Here is a 24,284-nt window from a genome sequence, read left to right as displayed (position 1 = left end):
GGTCCCTTCGACGCGACGGGGTTCTCCCTGTCATACCTCGTCCGCGCCCCACGAGTTCCCGATCCGCCGAGCCTGATGCCGGTCTGGGTCGTCCTAGTCCCACGACCCCTGCGCCCTGGGCAGGCCCGCCACCTCGGCCAGGTCCGTCGGCGACAGCCGCAGGCGCGCCGCCCGCGCGTTCTGCGCCACCCACCGTTCGTGCTTCGCCCCCGGTACGGGCACCACGTGCCGGCCCTGCGCGAGCACCCACGCCAGTGCCACCTCGGCCGGGGAGACGTCCGGACCGATCCGTGCCGCGACCCGGCGCAGGCCGGCCACGATCGGCTGGTTCGCGGCCATCATCTCGGCCGTGAACCGGGGGTGGCGGGCGCGGAGGTCCTCCCGTTCGAAGCCCTCGCCCGGGGTCAGCGTCCCGGTCAGGAAGCCGTTGCCCAGCGGCATCGCCGCCAGGAAGCCGATCCCGCGCGCCGCACACCACGGCAGCAGCGTCTCCAGCGCCTCCCTCGACCACACCGACAGCTCGGCCTGCACCACGCTGACCGGGAACACCTGCTGCACCCGCTCCAGTTGACGGACCGTCGCGTCGTGCAGACCGCCCGCCGACCGGCGCCCGGCCCGCGCGCCCATCGCGGACAGCCCCAACGCCCGTACCTTTCCCGCCTGTACGAGTTCCGCCAGGGCGCCCCACGTCTCCTCGACGGGCACCTCCGGGTCCGCGCGATGCAGGTGGTAGAGGTCGATGACATCCGTCTGGAGGCGGCGGAGCGAGGCGTCGCAGGCCCGTTTCACGTATCCCGGGCGGCCGTTGGCCACGATGTGCTGATCGCCCACCAGCAGACCGACCTTCGTCGACACGAAGGCGTCCGCACGCCGCTGCCTCAACACCCGCCCCACCAGCAGCTCGTTGGTGAACGGGCCGTACATGTCGGCGGTGTCCAGCAGCGACGAGCCCTCGTCCAGGGCCCGGTGCACAGCTCGCACCGACTCCTCGCCACGCTGCCGAGAAGCGCTGTAGGCACAGCTCATCGGCATGCACCCGAGGCCCACGGCCCCCACTTCGAGCGCCGCCGCGCCGATCGTCCTGCGCTCCACCTGGTCGTGAACCTCTCTCTCCTTGCACCCCAAACCTAACCTCTGTACGCACAGGGGTTCGCCTACGCTCGTGACCATGACTGCTGACGTGTGGCTCCCCATCCCGCCGGAGGAGGTCAAGGGCCTCCCCGACGGCCCCCGTTACCTCTTCTGGAACGGCGATCACGACTACCCCGGGAACCCGGCCGACTGCGCCTTCTACGTCGTCCCGTACATGAAGCCCGTCGAGCTCTGCGTACGTCCCCTGCCGGACATGACCCACGTCCAGGTTCTCCAGACGCTGTCCGCCGGCGTCGACAACGTCCTGCCAGGGCTCGGGCACCTGCGCCCGGGCGTACGGCTGTGCAACGCGCGCGGGGTGCACGAGGCGAGCACCGGCGAGCTCGCCCTCACCCTGATCCTGGCCTCGCTGCGCGGCATCCCCGACTTCGTGCGGGCGCAGGACAAGGGGGAGTGGCTGGGCGGGTTCCGGCCGGCGCTCGCCGACAAGACCGCCCTCATCGTCGGCTACGGCTCCATCGGCGCCGCCATCGAGGACCGGCTCGCGCCCTTCGAGCTCACGCGGGTGGCGCGCGTCGCGCGCTCTGAGCGCACCACGGCGCGCGGACCGGTGCATCCGCTCACCGAACTGCCCGCCCTCCTGCCCGAGGCCGACATCGTGATCCTCGCGACGCCCCTCACCGATCAGACAAGAGGGCTGGTGGACGCCGAGTTCCTGGCGCGGATGAAGGACGGCGCGCTCCTCGTGAACGTGGCCAGGGGGCCCGTCGTCGACACCGAGGCGCTGCTGGCCGAGCTGCAATCGGGGCGCCTCACGGCCGCCCTCGACGTCACCGATCCGGAGCCGTTGCCTCCGGCACATCCCTTGTGGCAGGCGCCCGGCGTGCTCATCAGCCCGCATGTCGGCGGCCCGACATCCGCGTTCCGGCCACGCGCCGATCGGCTGCTGGTGGACCAGCTCGGCCGCTTCCTGAACCAGGAACCGCTGCGGAACGTGATCCTTACGACGGGGGCGGGCGACGCCTGATCCACTTCGGACACCCTCCGCATTCCCTCGGATGCGGGGTGTGTCGCTGCCGCCACTTGTCGTTACGGAGAGTAGAGGAACTATGTCCCTGAGTGACGAGACTGGTGTATCGTCCCGACAGGGGCTGCGCCGCGCAACGATCGGCGCCGGGGATGGACATTGCAGACTGTGAGGGGGGCGACGGGCGATGCACGGCCAATGGACGAACGATCCGACGCGGCGGGGCCGCCGACGGCAACCCTGGCGCACGACCGCGGGCAGACGCGGTCACAGCAGCCATCACCAGCACCGCCGGCACAGCGTTCGCCGACGGCACGACCACTCCACGCACCCCGCCCCCGCCGTGCACCTGGCGCACCGGGGCACGCGGGACACGGGCACGGCGCGGGCCCGGAGCGTCCGGTGAGTTCCCCCGGGACACTGTTGGCGCGCCGACCGGTCTCCGGTAGAGGCGCGAGCCTGGTCACGCAGCTCGTATTCGCCCTGGTGTGCGCGGGATACGCCGTCGGCTCCGCGCTCGGCTGGGGGTCGCCCCGACTCGCCCTGATCATGGGCGACTTCGGGCTGAGCGCCGCGGCGGCCGCCGCGGCCGTGTCCTGTTTCCTCTACGCCCGGCGCCGGATCCGCTTTCGACCCGCCTGGCTACTCTTCGCGCTGTCCTCCGCCATGGCCTCCCTGGGCAACCTCGTCTGGGGCTGGTACGAGGTCGTGCTCCAGCGGGATGTGCCGAGCCCGAGCTTCGCCGACCTGTTCTTCCTGTGCTTCGCCCCGCCCGCCATCGTGGGACTCCTGGTCCTCGCCAAGCGGCCGGTGACCAAGGCCGGCTGGGTCTGCATGGTCCTCGACGCCTGGCTGATCGGCGGTTCGCTGCTCACCCTGTCCTGGAGCCTCGCCCTGGCCCAGGCGGCGAGGTTCGACGGGCCGAGCGTCGCGCACGCCGCGCTGTCGCTGGCCTACCCCCTGCTCGACATCGCCCTCGTCAGCATGATCCTGGCGCTGCACTTCCGGCGCTCCACGGCGAGCCGCTCCGCCGCCAACACCGCGATCGGCGCGCTCGCCCTGACCGTGGGCTGCGACGCCCTGTTCACCTCGCCCCTCATGCACAACAGCTACCACTCGGGCCAGTTGCTCGACGCGGGCTGGTTCGCCGGCTCGCTGCTGCTGGCGTACGCGCCATGGGTCGACTCCGGCCAGGGCGGCCCGGGTACATCCGAGGGGCACACGCGCGTGGTGCACGAACATCGACCCGGGCGACAGCACCCGGGCAGGCCCGGCGGGCCCCGGCCCGTACCCCGCCAGAGCCACGCGCCGGCCCCCGGGCAGGGGTCTGCGCCCGCACCCGGAGGCGATCACGGCCGGTATCCGGTCAACCGGCCCGTCACCGGTTCGCTGGCCGCGCTCACGCCGTATCTGGCCGCCGCCGTGTGCACGCTGGGCATCCTCTACAACGTGCTCAACGGCCGCAGCCCCGACCGTGTGGTGCTCATCACCGCGGGCGCCGTCGTCCTCGCGCTCGTGGTGCGCCAGGGCATCATGCTGCTCGACAACATCACCCTCACCCAGGAGCTGGCGCAGAAGGAGAACCACTTCCGCTCCCTGGTGCAGGGCTCGAGCGACGTCATCATGATCGCCGCCCCGAGCGGGATGCTCCGGTACGTCAGCCCGGCCGCCGCGGGGGTCTACGGACGGTCCGCGGAGGAGCTCGTCGGCACCGAACTGGCCCATCTCATCCATCCGGAGGACCTGGGCTGCGTGGTGCACGAACTGCGCCGCTTCCTCGCCGCCAGCCCCGACGACGAACCCACCACCCGCATCGAGTGCCGCTTCAAGGCCGGCGGTGGGGGCACCTCCCGATCGACCGAAACCGAGAGCGGCGGAGGCTGGCTGAACGTGGAGTCCACGGTCAACCGGCACCACGGCGGCCTCATCTTCAACAGCCGGGACGTCACCGAGCGAGTGCGGCTCCAGGCACAGTTGCAGCACAACGCCGAGCACGACCCGCTCACCGACCTGCCCAACCGCGCGCTGTTCACCCAGCGCGTGCAGCAGGCCCTGTCCGGCCGCCGCTCCACCGACCGCGGCACGGCCGTCCTCTTCATCGATCTCGACGGCTTCAAGGCCGTCAACGACACCATCGGGCACCAGGCCGGGGACGAACTCCTCGTCCAGGCCGCCCGCAGGCTCCACGACGCCGTCCGGTACGGGGACACCGCCTCGCGGCTCGGCGGTGACGAGTTCGCCGCCCTGATCGTCGGCGACGGCACCCGGGACCGCGGCGCGCGTGAACGCCACATAATGGAACTGGCCAACAGGCTGCGCCTCACCCTCTCGCAGCCGTACGAGATCAACGGCAACGATGTCCGGGTCAACGCCTCCATCGGCGTCGCCTTCGCGGAGCCCGGCCTCGGCGCGGGCGAGCTGCTGCGCAACGCCGACCTGGCGATGTACCGCGCCAAGGCCTCCGGCAAGGGGCGCGTCGAGCTCTACGCGCCCCAGATGCAGCAGGACGTCGCACGGAAGGCGGAACTGGCCACGCGCCTGCGTGCCGCTCTGCACGACGGCGAGTTCGCGCTGCTGCACCAGCCCGTGGTGGCGCTGGACAGCGGCAGGATCACCTCGGTCTCCGCCCAGGCGCGATGGCGCTCCTCCCAGGGTGTCCTCTTCACGCCCGCCGAGTTCCTGCGCGTCACCGAGGACGGCGACAAGACCGCCGACCTGGACCGCTGGATGCTGGAGGAGGCCGTAGAACTGGCCGCCGAACGCGCCGCGACCGGGCTCGCCGTCCCCGTCGCCGTCCGGATGAGCGCCCACCGGATCCTCGACCGCTCCCTGCCCCTCGGGTCGATCGAGACCCTGCTGACCCGCCACGGGCTCCCCACGGGCGCCCTGGAGATCGAACTCGCGGACACCGACCCCCGGGTCTCCCTGGACGAGCTGGAGCGCCGCCTGAACGCCTTCCGGCTGCTCGGCGTACGGATCGCGCTGGACGGCTTCGGCAGCGGCTACGCGGCGATCACGGCGCTGCGGCGGCTCCCCGTCGACGTACTGAAACTCGACCGCGGTCTGGTCGAGGGCGTCGTCGAGTCGCCGCAGCTGCACAAGATCACCGGCGGGCTGCTCAGAATCGCCAACGATCTGGGGCTCCAGTCCGTCGCCGACGGGGTGGACCTGCCGGAGCAGGTGGTCGCCCTGCGTGCGATGGGTTGCACGCACGGCCAGGGCATGGCCTTCTCCGCGCCGCTGGACGAGTACCGGCTGCGCCGGGCCCTGTCCACCGGCCGCTATCCGGTGCCGAATGGTCCGGCCGAGCCCGCGTTCGCGGGGGGCGGCTCCGGGGTGTACACAAGTACGGGTGTGCCCGCTGTTTTCGGAGGCGGAACGGCCCTCCGCTCACATAATGAGACTCCCGTCCCACCCACTTGACAGTCGGTGTGTGCCGGGGGGAGGGTCGACCCCATGCGCACCCGAATTCTCGTACTTGGAAAGCGCGTCGGCTGACGCTGGTGAACGTTTCGGACGGACCCGGAACCTCCAGCGACCGCACCCGGCGCGCTCCCCTCGCTTGCCTCACGGCACGAGGGGTTTTTTGTTGCACCGGAACCGGTCGAACAGTGACGCAATCGCAACGCACACCGCACAAACCTCGCAAAAACCCTCAGCATCGAGAAGAGAATGCCGATGACCGAGCAGGCCACCGGGGCCCATCACCCGCAGCCGCGGCCCCGTTCCGGAGGACAGCAGTCCGCACCCGAGCACGTCACGGGAGCGAAGTCCCTCATCCGCTCGCTTGAGGAGGTCGGGGCCGAGACGGTATTCGGCATTCCCGGCGGCACGATCCTTCCCGCGTACGACCCGCTGATGGACTCCACGCGTGTGCGGCACGTGCTCGTCCGGCACGAGCAGGGCGCCGGCCACGCGGCCACCGGCTACGCGCAGGCCACCGGCAAGGTCGGCGTGTGCATGGCCACCTCGGGCCCGGGTGCCACCAACCTGGTCACACCGATCGCGGACGCGATGATGGACTCGGTGCCGCTGGTCGCGATCACCGGCCAGGTCGTCTCCAAGGCGATCGGCACGGACGCCTTCCAGGAGGCGGACATCGTCGGCATCACCATGCCGATCACCAAGCACAGCTTCCTGGTCACCAGGGCCGAGGACATCCCGAAGGCGATCGCCGAGGCGTTCCACATCGCCTCCACCGGCCGGCCGGGACCGGTCCTCGTGGACATCCCGAAGGACATCCTGCAGGCGCAGACGACGTTCTCCTGGCCGCCGCAGCAGGACCTGCCCGGCTACCGCCCGGTGACCAAGCCGCACGCCAAGCAGATCCGCGAGGCCGCGAAACTGATCACCAGCGCCAAGCGGCCCGTCCTGTACGTGGGTGGCGGCGTCATGAAGGCGCAGGCCACCGCCGAGCTCAAGGTTCTCGCCGAGCTCACCGGAGCGCCCGTCACCACCACACTGATGGCGCTCGGCGCATTCCCCGACAGTCACCCGCTGCACGTGGGAATGCCGGGCATGCACGGTGCGGTCACCGCCGTCACCGCGTTGCAGAAGGCCGACCTGATCGTCGCCCTCGGAGCCCGCTTCGACGACCGCGTCACCGGCAAGCTGTCCAGCTTCGCCCCGTACGCCAAGATCGTCCACGCCGACGTCGACCCGGCGGAGATCGGCAAGAACCGGGCCGTCGACGTCCCGATCGTCGGAGACGCCCGCGAGGTCATCGCCGACCTGGTCCAGGCCGTGCAGAAGGAGCACAGCGAGGGCCAGACCGGCGACTACACCGCGTGGTGGAAGGACCTCAACCGCTGGCGCGAGACCTACCCGCTCGGCTATGAGCAGCCCGACAACGGCTCGCTCTCGCCCCAGCAGGTCATCGAGCGCATCGGACAGCTCGCGCCCGAGGGCACGATCTTCACGGCGGGCGTCGGCCAGCACCAGATGTGGGCCGCGCATTACATCCAGTACGAGAAGCCCGCGACCTGGCTGAACTCCGGCGGCGCCGGGACGATGGGATACGCGGTCCCGGCCGCGATGGGAGCCAAGGCCGGCGCCCCGGACCGTACGGTCTGGGCGATCGACGGTGACGGCTGCTTCCAGATGACCAACCAGGAACTCACCACCTGCGCGCTCAACAACATCCCGATCAAGGTCGCCATCATCAACAACGGCGCCCTCGGGATGGTCCGCCAGTGGCAGACCCTGTTCTACAACCAGCGGTACTCCAACACCGTGCTGCACTCCGGCCCCAACGACGTCAATCCGGACGCCAAGGGCACCCGCGTCCCCGACTTCGTGAAGCTGTCCGAGGCGATGGGCTGCTACGCGATCCGCTGCGAGTCCCCGGAAGACCTCGACAAGGTCATCGAGGAGGCGAACTCGGTCAACGACCGCCCCGTGGTGATCGACTTCATCGTCCACGAGGACGCCATGGTGTGGCCGATGGTCGCCGCCGGCACCTCCAACGACGAGATCATGGCCGCCCGGGACGTCCGCCCCGACTTCGGCGACAACGAAGACGACTGAGCGAGGAAGATCCCCAAGACATGTCCAAGCACACCCTCTCCGTCCTCGTCGAGAACAAGCCAGGTGTCCTCGCCCGGATCACCGCCCTGTTCTCCCGGCGCGGCTTCAACATCGACTCGCTCGCCGTCGGCGTCACCGAGCACCCCGAGATCTCCCGCATCACCATCGTGGTCAACGTGATCGAGGCACTTCCCCTCGAACAGGTGACCAAGCAGCTCAACAAGCTCGTCAACGTGCTGAAGATCGTCGAACTGGAATCCGGCTCGGCCGTTCAGCGTGAACTCGTTCTGGTGAAGGTGCGCGCGGACAACGAGACGCGCTCCCAGATCGTCGAGATCGTCCAGCTCTTCCGCGCCAAGACGGTCGACGTCTCCCCGGAGGCCGTCACCATCGAGGCCACCGGCAGCAGCGACAAGCTGTCCGCCATGCTCAAGATGCTGGAGCCGTACGGCATCAAGGAACTGGTGCAGTCCGGCACGATCGCGATCGGGCGCGGCGCGCGCTCGATCACCGACCGGTCGCTGCGGGCCCTCGACCGGTCGGCGTAACCGCGGATGAGGGCGGTCGGGTGACACCGGCCGCCCGTATACCGAGACCCCGAAACCTCACTCCCGCCCGCCGTCATACGGTGGGACGCAACACCTGTACTCAAGGAGAGAACCCAAAGTGGCCGAGCTGTTCTACGACGCCGACGCCGACCTGTCCATCATCCAGGGCCGCAAGGTCGCGGTCATCGGTTACGGCAGCCAGGGCCACGCCCACGCGCTGTCGCTCCGTGACTCGGGTGTCGACGTCCGTGTCGGTCTGCACGAGGGCTCCAAGTCGAAGGCGAAGGCCGAGGAGCAGGGCCTGCGCGTGGTGACGCCCGCCGAGGCCGCCGCCGAGGCCGACGTCATCATGATCCTCGTCCCGGACCCGATCCAGGCCCAGGTCTACGAGGAGTCCATCAAGGACAACCTCAGCGAGGGCGACGCGCTGTTCTTCGGCCACGGCCTGAACATCCGCTTCGACTTCATCAAGCCCCCGGCCGGCATCGACGTCTGCATGGTCGCCCCCAAGGGCCCGGGCCACCTCGTGCGCCGCCAGTACGAGGAGGGCCGCGGCGTTCCGTGTATCGCGGCCGTCGAGCAGGACGCGACCGGCGGCGCCTTCGCGCTGGCCCTGTCGTACGCCAAGGGCATCGGCGGCACCCGTGCCGGCGTCATCAAGACGACGTTCACCGAGGAGACCGAGACCGACCTGTTCGGTGAGCAGGCCGTCCTCTGCGGTGGTACCGCCGCGCTGGTCAAGGCCGGTTTCGAGACGCTGACCGAGGCCGGCTACCAGCCGGAGATCGCGTACTTCGAGTGCCTGCACGAGCTCAAGCTGATCGTCGACCTCATGTACGAGGGCGGCCTGGAGAAGATGCGCTGGTCGGTCTCCGAGACCGCCGAGTGGGGCGACTACGTCACCGGCCCGCGGATCATCACGGACGCCACCAAGGCCGAGATGAAGAAGGTCCTCGCCGAGATCCAGGACGGCACCTTCGCGCGCGAGTGGATGGCCGAGTACCACGGCGGTCTGAAGAAGTACAACGAGTACAAGTCGCAGGACGAGAAGAGCCTCCTGGAGACCACGGGCAAGGAGCTCCGCAAGCTCATGTCCTGGGTCGACGACGAGGCGTAAGCCCTGAGGGGCGGGGGCCGCGGCGCATGCCGCGGCCTCGTTTCCGAACCCTGGGTAAGGCCTTGTCCGCGTAGGCCGCCCACGGATGAGTGATCCTTCCGCAGGGGCGCCGGACGCCTTCGCCGCGCCACTACACTGCCGTACTACATACGCGTCAGGCCCACAGCGTCGTGCGTCTCCAACGCGGTAGCCCCTCCACCGCCTGCGGCCGTCGGGACGGCCGTCCGCATAGGACTGAGTGAGGACACACGTGAGCTCGAAACCTGTCGTACTCATCGCTGAAGAGCTGTCGCCCGCGACTGTCGACGCGCTCGGCCCGGACTTCGAGATCCGGCACTGCAACGGAGCGGACCGAGCCGAACTGCTCCCCGCCATCGCCGACGTCGACGCCATCCTGATCCGCTCGGCCACCAAGGTCGACGCCGAGGCGGTCGCCGCCGCCCGCAAGCTGAAGGTCGTCGCGCGAGCCGGTGTCGGCCTGGACAACGTGGACGTCTCCGCCGCCACCAAGGCCGGCGTGATGGTCGTCAACGCGCCCACCTCGAACATCGTCACCGCCGCCGAGCTCGCCTGCGGTCTGCTGCTGGCCACCGCGCGCCACATCCCGCAGGCCAACTCCGCGCTGAAGAACGGCGAGTGGAAGCGTTCGAAGTACACCGGCGTCGAGCTGGCCGAGAAGACCCTCGGTGTCGTCGGCCTCGGACGCATCGGCGCGCTGGTCGCCCAGCGCATGTCGGCGTTCGGCATGAAGGTCGTCGCCTACGACCCCTACATCCAGCCTGCCCGGGCCGCGCAGATGGGTGTCAAGGTCCTCACCCTCGACGAGCTGCTGGAAGTCTCCGACTTCATCACCGTGCACCTGCCCAAGACCCCCGAGACGGTCGGTCTCATCGGTCACGAGGCGCTGCACAAGGTCAAGCCGTCGGTGCGGATCGTGAACGCCGCGCGCGGTGGGATCGTCGACGAGGAGGCGCTGTACTCGGCGCTCAAGGAGGGCCGCGTCGCCGGCGCCGGTCTCGACGTGTACGCGAAGGAGCCCTGCACGGACTCCCCGCTGTTCGAGCTCGACGAGGTCGTCTGCACCCCGCACCTCGGCGCGTCCACCGACGAGGCGCAGGAGAAGGCCGGTATCTCCGTCGCCCGCTCGGTGCGTCTCGCGCTCGCCGGTGAGCTGGTCCCGGACGCGGTGAACGTCCAGGGCGGCGTCATCGCCGAGGACGTCAAGCCGGGTCTGCCGCTCGCCGAGAAGCTCGGCCGTATCTTCACCGCGCTCGCGGGTGAGGTCGCGGTCCGTCTCGACGTCGAGGTGTACGGCGAGATCACCCAGCACGACGTGAAGGTGCTCGAGCTCTCCGCGCTGAAGGGCGTGTTCGAGGACGTCGTCGACGAGACCGTCAGTTACGTCAACGCCCCGCTGTTCGCGCAGGAGCGCGGCGTCGAGGTGCGGCTGACGACCAGCTCGGAGTCGGCCGACCACCGCAACGTCGTGACCGTGCGCGGCACGCTCAGCAACGGCGAGGAGGTGTCGGTCTCCGGCACGCTCGCCGGTCCCAAGAACCACCAGAAGATCGTCGCCGTCGGTGAGTACGATGTCGACCTCGCGCTCGCCGACCACATGGTCGTGTACCGGTACGCGGACCGGCCGGGCGTCGTCGGCACGGTGGGGCGGATCTTCGGTGAGGCCGGGATCAACATCGCCGGGATGCAGGTTTCGCGGTCGGTGGCGGGGGGCGAGGCGCTGGCCGTGCTGACCGTCGATGACACGGTGGCCGTGGGTGTGCTGAACGAGGTTGCCGAGGAGATCGGCGCGACGTCTGCTCGATCGGTCAACCTGGTCTGAGGTGACCGTCGTCTGGGGGCTGCCGCCCCCAGGCCCCCGCTTCGGCCCTGAAGGGGCCTCGTCCTCAAACTCCCCCAGAGGGGGGACCCCCGGACGGGCTGGGATTGCCTGGACCGGAGCCGCGTAAGTGCCGGACGGGCTGGGAGTGGCCGTCGGCCAGGAGCACGCGCAAACGCCGGTCGGGCTGAGTTTCTCAGCCCGACCGGCGTTTTCCGTTCCCCTCACTCACTCACCGCTTCCCGCACCGTCACCCCCCGCAGTGCCCGCGCCGCCAGTAGTGCCGCTCCCAGTGACACCACCACGCCCGCGACGGCCGCCGCCTGCATCCCGTGGGTGTACGCCTCCCTTGCCGTGGCGATCAGCGCGTCTCCCGTGCGCGCCGGGAGTTGCTGGGCCACTGCCAGGGCGCCACCCAGGGTTTCGTGGGCCGGGGCGGGTGCCGCGGCCGGGATGCCGTGGCGGTAGACCGCCGTACCGATCGAGCCCAGTACGGCCATGCCCAGCGCGCCGCCGAACTCCGCGCCCGTCTCCAGCAGGGAGGAGGCGGCGCCCGCCTTGTCGAGGGGGGCGGTGCTCAGGCCCAGGTCCATCATCTGGGACATCACGGTGACGATGCCGGCCGCGAGGACGCCCGCCCCGATCAGCACCAGCCACAGGGAGTCCGTGCCGACCAGGGCCAGCAGCCCGTATCCGCAGGCCGCGCCGGCGAAGCCGCCGGCGACGACGTGGGCGCGGTCGACGCCCCGCTGGACCAGGGCGGCCGACGCCGGTGCGGCGGCGCCGACCAGGACCGCGGGCAGCAGGCTCCACAGCGCGGCCTCAAGGGAGCTCCTGCCCAGCACCGACTGGAGGTACTGCGTGGTGAAGTACGCCGAGCCCATCATCGCGAACGCCGAGAGGAGGTTCAGGAAGACGGCCGGGCCGAAGCCGCGCCCCCGGAACAGCGCGGGGGAGATGAGGGGCGAGGCCGTCGTGCGCTGGCGCTGGACGAAGAGGTACGCGAAGAACAGGCCGACGGTGAGCGAGAGAACGTATTCCGTGTGCCAGCCCTCCGACGGGATCTCCTTCAGGCCGTAGACCACGGGGAGCACGGCCGCCATCGACAGGGGGACGCTGAGGAGGTCGAAGCGACCGGGGTTCGGGTTCTTCGACTCCGTGAGCAGGATCGGGCCGAGGACCAGCAGCAGCCCCATCGCGGGCAGGTTGACCAGGAAGACCGAGCCCCACCAGAAGTACTGGACGAGCAGTCCGCTCATCACCGAGCCGAGGGCGACACCGCCGGTCATCACGCCCGACCACAGGCCGAGCGCCTTGGCGCGCTGGCCGGGGTCGCTGAACATCGTGCGGATCAGGGCCATCGTCGACGGCATCAGGGTCGCGCCGCCGATACCGAGGACCGCGCGGGCCGCGATCAGGGTCTCGGCGCTGTTCGCGTAGGCGGCGAGCAGCGAGCCCGCGCCGAAGGCGGCGGCGCCGATGAGGAGGAGCTTGCGGCGGCCGATGCGGTCGCCGAGCGAGCCCATCGTCATCAGCAGGCCGGCCAGGACGAAGGCGTAGATGTCGAAGATCCACAGCTGCTGGGTGCCGGTCGGTGCCAGGTCGGCGCTGATCGCGGGGACCGCGAAGTAGAGGACGGAGACGTCCATCGAGACCAGCAGCAGCGGCAGCATCAGCACACCGAACGCCGTCCATTCGCGGCGGCCGGCACGGGGGCCGGGGGAAGGGGTCGTGCTCGTCGGTGTCGTCGAGTTCGTCATGCCGAGAAATGTACGGCTGTTTTAAACGGCTGTCTAGGACGCTCGTATAATTCGTTTGTCTAGGACGATCGTATGGATCGCGGGTAGGGTGGACGCATGGGACATCGTGAGGATCTGCTCGAAGGCGCCAAGCGCTGCCTGCTGGAGAAGGGCTTCGTGCGCACGACGGCGCGCGACATCGTCAAGGAGTCGGGGACCAACCTGGCGTCGATCGGCTACCACTACGGCTCGAAGGACAAGCTCCTCGCGGAGGCGTACGTCTCCCTGGTGGAGGGGCTCTCCGACGACTTCACCCCCGCCATGGGGACGGCCGGCGACACCGACGCCGGCTCGGTCGACCGGTTCCAGGAGGTCTGGTCGAACATCATCGCCACCATGCGGCAGCCGGGATCGCTATGGCGCCTGAGCATGGAGATCGTCGCCATGGGGGACCAACTGCCCGCAGTCCGCGACCACTTGGCACAGGCCCAGCGTGAGGCGGGGCGCGGTCTCATCCCGCTGTTCCTCGGAGGGAAGGAGGAGGACGTGTCGGAGGACGACGTCGACACCGTCGGGCAGTTCTACAACACCCTGATGACCGGGCTCATCTGCCAGCACGTCTTCGACCCGACGACCGCACCGAGCGCACAGCAGCTCACCGAAGGGTTCCGCCGCGTCATCGGGGCGGCGGCGCTGTAGAGCGCGACGCCTGGAGCCGCGCACCCTTGAGCGCCATGTGCAGCAGCAGGCGGTCCTCCCCGTCGGCCAGATCCAGGCCCGTCAGCTGCTCCACCCGGGACAGGCGGTAGTACAGCGTCTGCCGGTGGATGCCCAGCTCCGCCGCCGTACGGCCCGCCTGGCCCGCGCGGTCGAGGTAGACCTCCGCCGTGCGGGCCAGTTCCTGGTGGGCGGGAGAGAGCAGGGCGCGTACGGCGGGGTCCTGGGCCGTGTCCGGGGGGAGCGCCGTGAGGAGGCGGTACGGGCCGATGGCGCCCCACTCCGCGACCGGGCCGAGGTGCGGCTGAGCCAGGGCCGCGCGGGCCGACGCCGACGCCTCCTGCCAGGCGGCGCCCAGACCGGCGAGGCCGGTGCGCGGTGCGCCGACGCCGGCCGCGACCGCGCACTCCGTCTCCTTAAGCAGCCGGGACGCCGCCGACAGCGCCGGGGCGGGTACGTCCGTCGCGCGCAGCCTGATCAGCAGCGCCAGACTCTGGGCCGCCGTGCCCCACGGCACCGTGCACACGGCCGTCGCGTGCGGCACCGTACGGGCCGAGGGGGCGTCGTCCGGATCCGCCGACGGCCAGGGCGCCACGCACACCACCGCGTGCGGGCCCTCGCCGCGCGCACCCAGGGCCGTACGCAGCGCCGCCACCGCCATGTCCCGCTGCCAGCCGCGCTCGGCGGTCAGCACCGTCCGGAACTCGCGGGTCAGGTCGGCGCCCGCCTGCGCGTCGTCCGCGAGCAGCGCGCCGATCCGGTCCGTCACCTCCATGGCGCCCGCCAACTGCTCCGCCGAGGGCCCCGGGTCGTCGTCCAGCAGCCAGACGTAGCCGAGCACGACACTCCGATGGCGTACGGGCAGACAGATCCGTCCCCGGTACACCCCCGCCTCCGGTGTGGGCGGGATGCGGACCGGGCCGTTCGCGCGGGTGATGCCGAAGCCCTCGAACCACGCGCGTACCGCCGATGTCGAGCGGCGGGTCAGGATCGAGCGGGCGCGGACGGGGTCGAGCGCCGACGGGTCGAGCTCGCCCTCGTCGTACGCGCCGAAGGCGAGCAGCTCGAAGTCGCGGTTCTCCAGTGTCGCGGGCGCGCCGAGCAGCTCCGAGATGTCGTCCACCAGTTCCTGGTAGTCGCCGTGGTGGTCGCCGCTCGCCTGGCTCATGCGGGCAATTCTCGCGCATGTCCGCGCCGCCTTCAGACATCTGTATGAGATCTGGGGCACGGATGCGTGACAGCTGTCGATGGCCGACGATCGGAGGGATCCTTAGGTTTCACGGTGGTTCTCCGTTTACCGGCCTTTTGTGGAGGTGCCCCGTGCTGGGTCCCGTGATTCTCGCCGCCTCGCGCAGCGACCGGATGCGTCGGCTGATCTCGGCCGCCCCGGTGACAAGGCCGGTCGTCGACCGCTTCATCCCCGGCGAGACGGTCGACGACGTCGTGCCGATCGTCCAGGACCTCACCGACCGGGGCCTGGAAGTCACCCTGGACGTGGTCGGCGAGGACATCACCACCCCCGAACAGGCCGCCGCCGCCCGGGACGCCTACCTCGAGCTGGTCGAGCGGCTCGGGGAACTCGACCTGGGCACGCGCGCCGAGATGTCCGTCAAGCTGTCCCTGTTCGGCCAGGCGCTCCCCGGCGGCCATGAGCTGGCCCTCGCCAACGTCCGGCCCGTCGTCGAGGCGGCGGCCGCGATCGGTACGACGGTCACGCTCGACGCCGAGGACCACACCACCCTCGACTCGATGTTCGCCATCCACGAGGAGCTGCGGAAGGACTTCCCGCAGACCGGCTGCGTCATCCAGGCCTACCTGTACCGCACCGAGGCCGACGCCCGCCGCCTCGCCGACAGCGGCAGCCGCGTACGACTGGTGAAGGGCGCGTACAACGAGCCCGCCGAGGTCGCCTACCAGCAGAAGTCCGAGACCGACAAGGCGTACGTCCGCATCCTGCGGATCCTGATGGACGGCACGGGGTACCCGATGATCGGGTCCCACGACCCGCGCCTCATCTCCATCGCCCAGGAACTCGCCCGGCGCGCCAGGCGCAAGCCCGACGAGTACGAGTTCCAGATGCTGTACGGCATCAGGAGCGACGAGCATCTGCGGCTGGCCGCCGAGGGACACCGGATGCGTGTCTATACCGCCTACGGGACGGACTGGTACGGGTACTTCATGCGGCGACTGGCCGAGAAGCCCGCCAACCTGCTGTTCTTCGGGCGCTCGATCCTCACCAAGAGCTAAGGCCATGCGCCAAGGCCGCGAGCTGAGACCAATAGCTGAGACCAATAGCTGAGACCAATAGCTGAGATCAAGGGCTGAGATCAAGGGATTTGGCCCCCGACAACACCCACTCACTCGCCCCTCAAGGAGTTACGCAAGCATGGACGCCGTCACCCAGGTCCCCACCCCCGTCAACGAGCCGGTGCACGGCTACGCCCCCGGGTCGCCCGAGCGGGCCCGCCTGGAGGTCAAGCTCAAGGAGCTCGCCCAGAACCCCGTCGACCTGCCGATGACCATCGGCGGCGAGCGGCGCATGGGCGGCGGCGAGCGCTTCGACGTCGTACAGCCGCACCACCACAAGGCCCGCCTCGGCACCTACGCCAACGCCACCCAGCAGGACGCCAAGGACGCGATCGACGCGGCCCTCGCCGCCGCGCCCGCCTGGCGCGCGATGTCGTTCGACGACCGTGCCGCGATCATCCTGCGCGCCGCCGAGCTGCTGGCCGGCCCCTGGCGTGAGACGCTCGCCGCCTCCACCATGCTCGGCCAGTCGAAGACCGCCCAGCAGGCGGAGATCGACTGCCCCTGCGAACTGGTCGACTTCTGGCGCTTCAACGTCAAGTACGCGCGTGACCTGCTCGCCGAGCAGCCCCCCGCCAACTCGCCGGGCGTCTGGAACCGTCTCGACCACCGCCCCCTCGAAGGCTTCGTCTACGCGATCACCCCCTTCAACTTCACGGCGATCGCGGGCAACCTGCCCACCGCGCCCGCCCTCATGGGCAACGTGGTGGTGTGGAAGCCGTCGCCCACGCAGACCCACGCCGCCGTTCTCCTCATGCGGTTGCTGGAGGAGGCCGGGCTGCCCAAGGGCGTCATCAACCTCGTCACCGGTGACGGCATCGAGGTCTCCAAGGTGGCCCTGGAGCACCACGATCTGGCCGGCATCCACTTCACCGGATCGACGAAGACCTTCCAGTACCTGTGGAAGACGGTCGGCGCGAACATCGAGAAGTACCGCTCGTATCCGCGGCTCGTCGGCGAGACCGGCGGCAAGGACTTCGTCGTCGCTCACCCGAGCGCCGACCGGGCGGTCCTGAAGACGGCCCTCACGCGCGGTGCCTTCGAGTACCAGGGGCAGAAGTGCAGCGCGACCTCCCGCGCCTACATCCCGGCCTCCATCTGGAACGACGGCTTCCGTGAGGAGTTCGCCGCCGAGGTCGACAACCTGACCATGGGTGACGTCACCGACCTCGGCAACTTCGTCGGCGCGGTCATCGACGAGCGTGCCTTCGCCAAGAACAAGGCCGCCATCGACCGGGCGAAGTCCGACCCGACGTGCACGATCGTGGCGGGCGGCTCCTACGACGACTCGGTCGGCTATTTCGTCCGCCCGACGGTCGTGGAGTGCACGGACCCGGCGAACCCGGTCTTCACCACCGAGTACTTCGGCCCGTTCCTCGCCGTGTACGTCTACGAGGACGAGAAGTACGACGCCATGCTGACCCAGATGGAGTGCGTGTCCGACTACGCGCTGACCGGCTCGGTCATCTCCGGTGACCGCGCGGCAGCCGCGTACACGATGGAGAAGCTGCGCTACGCGGCCGGCAACTTCTACATCAACGACAAGTCGACCGGCGCGGTCGTCGGGCAGCAGCCGTTCGGCGGGGGGCGCGCGTCCGGCACCAACGACAAGGCGGGCGCCCCGCAGAACCTGATGCGCTGGACCCTGACTCGCGCCATCAAGGAGACGCTGGTCGCCCCGACCGACTACACGTACCCGCACATGGGCTGACGTTCCGTCATGTGGGCGCGGGTCGGGAGTTGTCGGCTTCCCGGCCCGCGGGTGTCTTCGTTTCAGTGGATCGACGCGTGTACTCCGGGCAGTCCGTCGAAGGCTGCCTTGCCCTCAGTGGTGAGCAGGGTCCGGGCGGTGGTGGCGGCGGTGATCATCTGATTCCGGCTGCTCACCCCTGGTGGTGGCGGTTCGTAAAAGGTCAGCTCAGGGTGGTGTGGGCTAATCCACCGTCTCAGATAGTAGGAAGTCCGAGTAATTGTGGAGACAGATGCCTGGTCCTCGCCTAGCTTGGTAGGAGCCGAACGTCTCGCTGGACCAAGCGAATGGCGGTCGTGAGCCGGTGCCCCATGCAGGCAACCCCTGCGGTACCGCGGCTCCCCGCCCCAACCGGCGTCTCGCATTCCCCCTGCCGTACTCCAGGATTCCCTGAAGGAGTCGATTTCCCATGGCCGAGACGACCGTCCGCCGCCGAGTCCGCCACGTCTCCCCGACGAGCGAGTCCGACCGCAAGAACGCCGCCGCAGCCCTCCAGCGCGCCCTCGACCGCCGGGACAACGGCGGCCAGACAGGTCACTGAGGACACCTAGCGCCTAGGCGCGCCGCACCTCGAAGTGGTCGATGCGCTCCCCGCTCTGCGCCAGTGCCGACACCGTGAGCCGGGGAGCCGTGCCGGGTACGCCCGCCGTCGCCTCCACCGAGAGGAACGAGTAGCCGGTGTAGCGCACCCGGGACCACTCCACGGTGTCCTCGTGCCGCTCCTGCGACTTCGTCCAGTAGTAGCTCTCCACCGATTCCCGGTCGGCGATCTTCCCCTCGAAGCTGTCCTTCACCCCGTAGGGGAAGGCGTACAGGCTCTGGCCCGCGCCGCCCGCCGTGACGTACACGGTGCCGTCCCGCGTCGGGTCCGTCGACCCGCCGACCGGTACCCGCCGGCCCACCCGGCCGCCCCTGAGGGCGTCCGTCCGCTCGTACACATGGTTGTGGCCGTTGATCACCAGATCCACCTGGTGCTTGTCGAAGAGCGGCAGCCAGGCGTCCCGTACGCCGCCGTCGGAGGCGTGGTTGGACGTGGAGTACGTGCAGTGGTGGAAGAAGACCACGACGAAGTCGACCGCGTCCGACGCGCGCAGTTCGGTGAGCCGCCGGTCCAGCCACGCCGTCTGGCGGCCGTCCGAGTGGCCCAGATTCGCGGGAATCTCGTACGACACGTCGTTCGCGTCCAGCGCCACGACCCCGACGTTGCCGTACGTGAACGAGTAGGCGCCCGGGGTGCTGCGGGCGTCGAAGCCGTTGTCCGGGAGGGACCAGCGGGCCGACTGGCCGCCGTACCCGTTGGGCGAGTACCAGGCCTCCATGTCGTGGTTGCCGGTCGTCACCATCCACGGCACCGACTTCGCGACCGTCTCGGTCTGCTTCAGGAACAGGTCCCAGGCGGTCGGGTCGAAGCCGTCCGACTTCTCGCCATGGCCCGTGACGTCCGCGTAGCAGATGTCACCCGCGTGGAGGTGGAAGGCGGGGTTCTGGCTCAGGAGCACCCGGTCGTTGGCGAGCGCGTCGGGGGTCACTCCCTGGTCGCCGAATGCCGTGAACACGAAGCTCGCGGGGGCGGTCGCGGGGGCCGTGCGGAACGTGGCGAGGGTGGGCTGGTGCGCGTGGGTCGCCGGGTCGGAGCCCTCGTGGCCCACGCCGTAGTAGTACGTCGTCCCGGGGCGCAGTCCGTCGAGAGCCGCGTGCACGTAGTACTGGTCCAGGTCGAGGCGGATGCCCGTCAGGCCCGGCGTGTGCAGCGGGCGCAGCTCGGCGTCGATGCGTCGGCTCAGGTTCCCGGGGGTCGGTCCGACGCGTACGTACGGCTTCCGCACCGCGAACGGGACCTGCCAGGAGATCCGCATCTGCGTCTTCGGGTCGGCGCCGAAGGCGAGGTGGCGGCCGAAAGGCGTGACGGCGGAACCCGGGACCTTGCCGGTCGCGGGATTCGCCGTCCCCGTGCTCGACGAACAGCCCGTGAGCAGGCCGCCGCCGGCCAGCGCGCCCGCCGTCACCAGCGTGCGGCGCCGGACGAGCCGCGTGTGCAGATACTCGTACTGCTCCGCCATGCTCATCCGCCGGGCCAGCCGGGGTGGGATGCCGACGTCGGGGGTGTCCGGAGCGCTGTCCATGGGTGGGAACCTCCCAGGAATCCCCGACGTCCGCCAGAAGTCCAGGTGAACACCGGGCGAAGAGCGGCCTGAGGCGTTTCGCGGGCTGTCCGTATCGCGGACAGCGAGTGTCATCCCATGGGACCAGGAGTACGGTTCCGGTATGTCTCGCAGCATCAATCTCGCAGTGATCCCCGGTGACGGCATCGGCCAGGAGGTCGTGGCCCAGGGGCTGAAGGTGCTCTCCGCCGTCCTTCCGCAGGATGTGAAGCTGGAGACCAAGGAGTTCGACTTCGGGGCCCGGCGCTACCAGGCCACCGGTGAGACCCTCACCGACGCCGACCTGGACGCCCTCAAGAAGCACGACGCCATCCTGCTCGGCGCGATCGGTGACCCGAGCGTCCCCTCCGGTGTCCTCGAGCGCGGCTTCCTGCTGAAGCTCCGCTTCGCCTTCGACCACCACGTCAACCTGCGTCCGTCGAGGCTCCTCCCCGGGGTCGCGACCCCGCTGGCCGGACAGCCCGCGATCGACTTCGTGGTCGTCCGCGAGGGCACCGAGGGCCCGTACACCGGCAACGGCGGCACCATCCGCCAGGGCACGCCGCACGCGGTCGCCACCGAGGTGTCGCTGAACACCGCCTTCGGCATCGAGCGGGTCGTCCGCGACGCCTATGCCCGCGCCCAGGGCCGCCCCCGCAAGAAGCTGGCGCTCGTCCACAAGAACAACGTGCTCGTGCACGCCGGTCACCTGTGGACGGACATCTTCAACAAGGTGGGCGAGGAGTTCCCCGACGTCACCACCGAGTACATGCACGTCGACGCGGCGACGATCTACCTCGTCACCCAGCCCGAGCGCTTCGACGTGATCGTCACCGACAACCTGTTCGGCGACATCATCACCGACCTCGCCGCGGCCGTCTCCGGCGGCATCGGCGTCGCCGCGAGCGGGAACATCAACCCGTCCGGCGAGTACCCCTCGATGTTCGAGCCCGTCCACGGCTCGGCCCCGGACATCGCCGGCCAGGGCAAGGCCGACCCCAGCGCCACCGTGCTGTCCGTCGCCCTCCTCCTGCGCCACCTCGGCTACGAGGCGGAGGCCGTCCGCATCGAGGACGCCGTCACCGCCGACCTCGCGGAGCGCGGCACCAAGACCCGTACGACCGACGAGATCGGCGACGCCCTCGCCGTACGAGTAGCCGGCTGACCCGCGGCGCCTCATTCGAAGAGTCTCGAAGAGTTTCGAAGCCGCCGGGTCGCATCCGCACCCGGCGGCTTCTCTTATGTCCCCGCCGGGTGTCACCATCATCCCCTGGGTCGCATTCACGCCCTTTTCGTCCATGGCCCCGCTCGCGAGATAATCGAACGCGGAGCCGTGGACCTGGGAATGCTCGGACGTCCTCGTACCGACCGACCGACGGTCACGGGCGTGGAGCGCGGCCCGTCACACACAAGACCGGTGAAGGACAACCACTCATGACGACGCCCACGATCGAGCTCAAGCCCTCGGCCTCGCCACTTTCCGGCGCGGAGCGCGAGGCGATCCTGGCCAGCCCCGGCTTCGGCCGCCACTTCACCGACCACATGGTGACGATCCGGTGGACCGAGGGCCGCGGCTGGCACGACGGGCAGCTCGTCCCGTACGGCCCGCTCTCGATCGACCCGGCCAACATGACCCTGCACTACGCGCAGGAGATCTTCGAGGGACTCAAGGCCTACCGCCGGCCCGACGGCTCCGTCGCCACCTTCCGCCCGGAGCGCAACGCCCTGCGCTTCCAGCACTCCGCGCGCCGTCTCGCGATGCCCGAGCTGCCCGTCGAGACGTTCATCGAGGCCATCGACGCGCTCGTCCGGCAGGACAGCGACTGGGTGCCCGCGCACGGCGGTGAGGAGTCCCTCTACCTGCGCCCCTTCATGATCGCCACGGAGGTCGGCCTCGGCGTCAAGCCGGCCAACGAGTACCTGTTCCTGGTGATCGCGTCCCCCGCCGGCGCCTACTTCCCCGGTGGCGTCAAGCCCGTCTCCATCTGGCTCTCCGAGGACCGTGTCCGCGCCGTCCCCGGCGGCATGGGCGACGCCAAGACCGGCGGCAACTACGCGGCCTCCCTCCTCGCCCAGGCCGAGGCCGCCCAGCACGGCTGCGCCCAGGTCTGCTACCTCGACGCCGTCGAGCACAAGTGGATCGAGGAACTCGGCGGGATGAACCTGTACTTCGTGTACGGGGACCGGATCGTCACCCCCTCCCTCACCGGCTCCATCCTGGAGGGCGTCACCCGCGACTCCCTCCTCACCGTCGCCCGCGACCTCGGCTACACCGCCGAGGAGGGCCGCATCACCGTCGACGACTGGCAGCGCGACGCCGAGAACGGCACCCTGACCGAGGTCTTCGCCTGCGGCACGGCGGCCGTCATCACCCCCGTCGGCACGGTCAAGCGCACCAGCGGCGAATGGCAGCAGAGCGGCGGCGAGCCGGGCGAGGTCACCCTGCGGCTGCGCGAGGCACTCCTCGACATCCAGCGCGGCACGGCACAGGACAAGCACGGCTGGATGCACCAGCTGGGCTAGGACCTGCCTACCTGCCTGTCTACGTACCCGCCCGGCCGACCGATCTGCCGGGCGGGTGTCATGCGACAGGCCCTAGGCTCGGGGCGTGGATCGCAGCAGTGGACAGCCCGGTGCCGCGTTCGCGGGGGAAGCCCGCGGTGAGCTGTCGGTGCGGGCGGCGCGGGCGCTGTGGTGGGGGTCGGCCGGTGCGGTGCTCGCCGTCCTCGGGACCTCGGTGCTCGTCGTCGGCGCGGAGCACGGGTGGCGACTGCCCGTGGCCCTGGCCCTCGTCCTCGCCCAGGTCTGCGCCCTGCGGTGGCAGGCGCGCGCCCCGGCCGCCGTCCTGGCCGCGAACGCGGTGACCGGCCTCGCGGTCTGGGCGCTGCTGCCCGCGGTGACCCTCACGGGGGCGCTGCTCGCCGCGCAGGTCACGCTGTGCGTGCTGTCGGCCACCAGGCCGCGCCGGGTGTCGGTACGGGCGCTCGCGGCGATGTGCCTGCCCGCCCCGCTGGCGTTCGGGGCGGGCGGTCCCGCAGGCCTGGCGATCTTTCTGCTGACTGTGGTCCTGGCGTGGACCACGGGGCAGTGGCGCAGGGCGCAGCGGGAACGGATCAGGGCGGAGACGCGCCAGGCCGTGGTCGAGGAGCGAGCGCGGATCGCGCGCGAGGTGCACGACATCGTGGCGCACACCCTGTCGGTGATGGTCGTTCAGGCGGGCGCCGCCGACGACGTGTTCACCGAACGGCCCGACCAGGCCCGTCAGGCACTGCGGGCCATCGAGACGGGCGCCCGCTCGGCCCTGGGCGAACTGCGCCTGCTGCTGCGGGCGTTCCGGCCCGACGAGGATCAAGACGGGGCCGGGGCCGGGGCCGGGGAGCAGCGGCAGCCGGGGCCCTCGCTCGCACGTCTGGACGAGCTGGCCGACACGGTGCGCGCGACCGGGATGACCGTGCACGTGCGGTGTGAGGGCGCCGTCGACGGGCTGCCGGCCGCGGTGGATCTGGCGGCGTACCGGATCGTCCAGGAAGCCCTCACCAACACGCTGCGCCACGCGGCCGGCGCGGACGAGGTGAGTGTGCGCGTGACCGCCGAAGGGGAGTGTGTGAAGGTCACGGTGGTGGACAACGGGCGTGCGCCGCAGGGCCGTTCGGCCATGGTGGGGGAGGGGCGCGGACTGGTGGGGATGAAGGAGCGCGCACGGCTCGTGGGCGGCAGCGTGCGTGCCGGTTCGCGCGCCGGAGGCGGGTTCGAGGTGGCGGCGCGGCTGCCGGTGGAGGGCACGGAGTGACACTGCGCGTGGTGGTGGCCGACGACCAGGTCCTGGTCCGTACGGGATTCCGCATGATCATCGAGGCCCGGGACGACCTCGAGGTGGTCGGTGAGGCGTCCGACGGCCAGGAGGCGGTGCGGCTGACGCGGGAACTGGCGCCCGACGTGGTGCTGATGGACGTACGCATGCCCGTCGTCGACGGCATCGAGGCGACCCGGCGGATCGCGGAGTCGGGCAGCGGGGCCCGGGTGCTCGTGCTGACCACCTGGGACGTGGACGCGCATGTGGTCGACGCCCTGCGGGCCGGGGCGAGCGGCTTCCTGCTGAAGGACATCCGGCCCGCCGAACTCGTCGACGCGATCCGCCTCACCGCGCGCGGCGACGCGCTGCTGGCGCCGACCGTGCTGAGCCGCGTACTCGACCGGTTCCTGCGCACCACACCCGACCCGACGCCCCCGCCCTCCCTGGAGGCCCTCTCCGGCCGGGAGAGGGAGGTGCTCACCCTGATCGGGCAGGCGCTGTCGAACGCGGAGATCGCCGGGCGGCTGGGTCTGTCGGAGGCCACCGTCAAGAACCATGTCACCGCCGTGCTCCGCAAACTGGGCCTGCGGGACCGCGTCCAGGCCGTCGTCGCCGCCTACGACCACGGCCTCGTGCGGGCGCGCCGGCCCTGACGGGCACGGTCTCCTCCTCAAGGAGGAGGCCGGGGGC

General features: G+C 70.4%; 17 protein-coding genes and 1 pseudogene. 14 read left to right on the top strand and 4 right to left on the bottom strand.

What is annotated here, in order from left to right; all coding sequences use genetic code 11:
• Positions 1-93: 93 nt before the first annotated feature.
• The gene (locus ADL01_RS00610; RefSeq protein ID WP_078960240.1) at positions 94-1,092 is read right to left on the bottom strand and encodes an aldo/keto reductase; all 999 of its coding nucleotides are present in this window, start codon (positions 1,090-1,092) and stop codon (positions 94-96) included.
• Between the two features lie 76 nt (positions 1,093-1,168).
• Here ADL01_RS00610 and ADL01_RS00605 point away from each other — a divergent pair, with 76 nt between their 5' ends.
• From ADL01_RS00605 to serA, 6 genes are all read left to right on the top strand, one after another.
• Positions 1,169-2,119, top strand: a complete 951-nt coding sequence (locus ADL01_RS00605) for a 2-hydroxyacid dehydrogenase (protein WP_053739838.1) — start codon at positions 1,169-1,171, stop codon at positions 2,117-2,119.
• A 402-nt stretch (positions 2,120-2,521) separates the two neighbouring features.
• On the top strand, positions 2,522-5,542 hold the full coding sequence (locus ADL01_RS00600; RefSeq protein WP_053739837.1) for a putative bifunctional diguanylate cyclase/phosphodiesterase: 3,021 nt from the start codon (positions 2,522-2,524) through the stop codon (positions 5,540-5,542).
• A gap of 255 nt (positions 5,543-5,797) precedes the next feature.
• Positions 5,798-7,645, top strand: coding sequence for an acetolactate synthase large subunit (locus ADL01_RS00595; RefSeq protein ID WP_199834716.1), 1,848 nt, complete (start codon positions 5,798-5,800; stop codon positions 7,643-7,645).
• A 20-nt stretch (positions 7,646-7,665) separates the two neighbouring features.
• Positions 7,666-8,193, top strand: a complete 528-nt coding sequence (gene ilvN, locus ADL01_RS00590; protein ID WP_053739835.1) for an acetolactate synthase small subunit — start codon at positions 7,666-7,668, stop codon at positions 8,191-8,193.
• Between the two features lie 118 nt (positions 8,194-8,311).
• A complete protein-coding gene (ilvC, locus tag ADL01_RS00585) occupies positions 8,312-9,310 on the top strand; it encodes a ketol-acid reductoisomerase (protein WP_053739834.1) in 999 nt (332 codons plus the stop codon).
• 250 nt (positions 9,311-9,560) lie between these two features.
• Entirely contained in the window at positions 9,561-11,150 is a 1,590-nt protein-coding gene (gene serA, locus ADL01_RS00580; protein ID WP_053739833.1) for a phosphoglycerate dehydrogenase, read from the top strand.
• 171 nt (positions 11,151-11,321) lie between these two features.
• Here serA and ADL01_RS00575 read toward each other — a convergent pair.
• Positions 11,322-12,907 (bottom strand): annotated as a pseudogene (locus tag ADL01_RS00575) (MFS transporter); the annotation flags it as partial.
• Between the two features lie 96 nt (positions 12,908-13,003).
• Between ADL01_RS00575 and ADL01_RS00570 the strand changes: the two are divergent.
• Positions 13,004-13,585, top strand: coding sequence for a TetR/AcrR family transcriptional regulator (locus ADL01_RS00570; RefSeq protein WP_053739831.1), 582 nt, complete (start codon positions 13,004-13,006; stop codon positions 13,583-13,585).
• Here ADL01_RS00570 and ADL01_RS00565 read toward each other — a convergent pair.
• Positions 13,563-14,771 carry a PucR family transcriptional regulator gene (locus ADL01_RS00565; protein ID WP_053739830.1) on the bottom strand — a complete coding sequence of 403 codons (1,209 nt, stop codon included), beginning with the start codon at positions 14,769-14,771 and terminating at the stop codon, positions 13,563-13,565. The two genes, ADL01_RS00570 and ADL01_RS00565, sit on opposite strands and share 23 nt — an antisense overlap.
• Positions 14,772-14,923: 152 nt before the next feature.
• Between ADL01_RS00565 and ADL01_RS00560 the strand changes: the two genes are divergently transcribed.
• The 3 genes from ADL01_RS00560 (at position 14,924) to ADL01_RS47130 (ending at position 18,201) form a co-directional block, all read left to right on the top strand.
• Positions 14,924-15,850 carry a proline dehydrogenase family protein gene (locus ADL01_RS00560; protein ID WP_053739829.1) on the top strand — a complete coding sequence of 309 codons (927 nt, stop codon included), beginning with the start codon at positions 14,924-14,926 and terminating at the stop codon, positions 15,848-15,850.
• Between the two features lie 139 nt (positions 15,851-15,989).
• Positions 15,990-17,621 carry an L-glutamate gamma-semialdehyde dehydrogenase gene (pruA, locus tag ADL01_RS00555; protein ID WP_053739828.1) on the top strand — a complete coding sequence of 544 codons (1,632 nt, stop codon included), beginning with the start codon at positions 15,990-15,992 and terminating at the stop codon, positions 17,619-17,621.
• Between the two features lie 448 nt (positions 17,622-18,069).
• Positions 18,070-18,201: a hypothetical protein gene (locus ADL01_RS47130; protein WP_006374903.1), complete on the top strand. Its 132-nt coding sequence runs from the start codon at positions 18,070-18,072 to the stop codon at positions 18,199-18,201.
• Between the two features lie 13 nt (positions 18,202-18,214).
• On the opposite strand, the gene ADL01_RS00550 is transcribed toward ADL01_RS47130, so the two are convergent.
• Entirely contained in the window at positions 18,215-19,783 is a 1,569-nt protein-coding gene (locus tag ADL01_RS00550; RefSeq protein WP_053739827.1) for a purple acid phosphatase family protein, read from the bottom strand.
• A 142-nt stretch (positions 19,784-19,925) separates the two neighbouring features.
• Here ADL01_RS00550 and ADL01_RS00545 point away from each other — a divergent pair, with 142 nt between their 5' ends.
• The 4 genes from ADL01_RS00545 to ADL01_RS00530 all read left to right on the top strand — a co-directional run bounded on the left by ADL01_RS00545 (position 19,926) and on the right by ADL01_RS00530 (position 24,247).
• Complete coding sequence (locus tag ADL01_RS00545; protein ID WP_053739826.1) at positions 19,926-20,966, top strand: 3-isopropylmalate dehydrogenase; 1,041 nt, start codon at positions 19,926-19,928, stop codon at positions 20,964-20,966.
• Positions 20,967-21,235: 269 nt separating this feature from the next.
• Positions 21,236-22,324, top strand: coding sequence for a branched-chain amino acid aminotransferase (locus ADL01_RS00540; protein ID WP_053739825.1), 1,089 nt, complete (start codon positions 21,236-21,238; stop codon positions 22,322-22,324).
• Positions 22,325-22,409: 85 nt separating this feature from the next.
• Positions 22,410-23,591 carry a sensor histidine kinase gene (locus ADL01_RS00535; RefSeq protein ID WP_199834715.1) on the top strand — a complete coding sequence of 394 codons (1,182 nt, stop codon included), beginning with the start codon at positions 22,410-22,412 and terminating at the stop codon, positions 23,589-23,591.
• Entirely contained in the window at positions 23,588-24,247 is a 660-nt protein-coding gene (locus ADL01_RS00530) for a response regulator (protein ID WP_053739824.1), read from the top strand. Before ADL01_RS00535 ends, ADL01_RS00530 begins: the two co-directional genes overlap by 4 nt.
• Positions 24,248-24,284 lie beyond the last annotated feature (37 nt).

Source organism: Streptomyces sp. NRRL WC-3618, assembly GCF_001280005.1.
Taxonomy (GTDB): Bacteria; Actinomycetota; Actinomycetes; order Streptomycetales; family Streptomycetaceae; genus Streptomyces.
The sequence above is the reverse complement of the archived record's forward strand: the minus strand, read 5'-3'. Positions and strand labels throughout refer to the sequence as shown.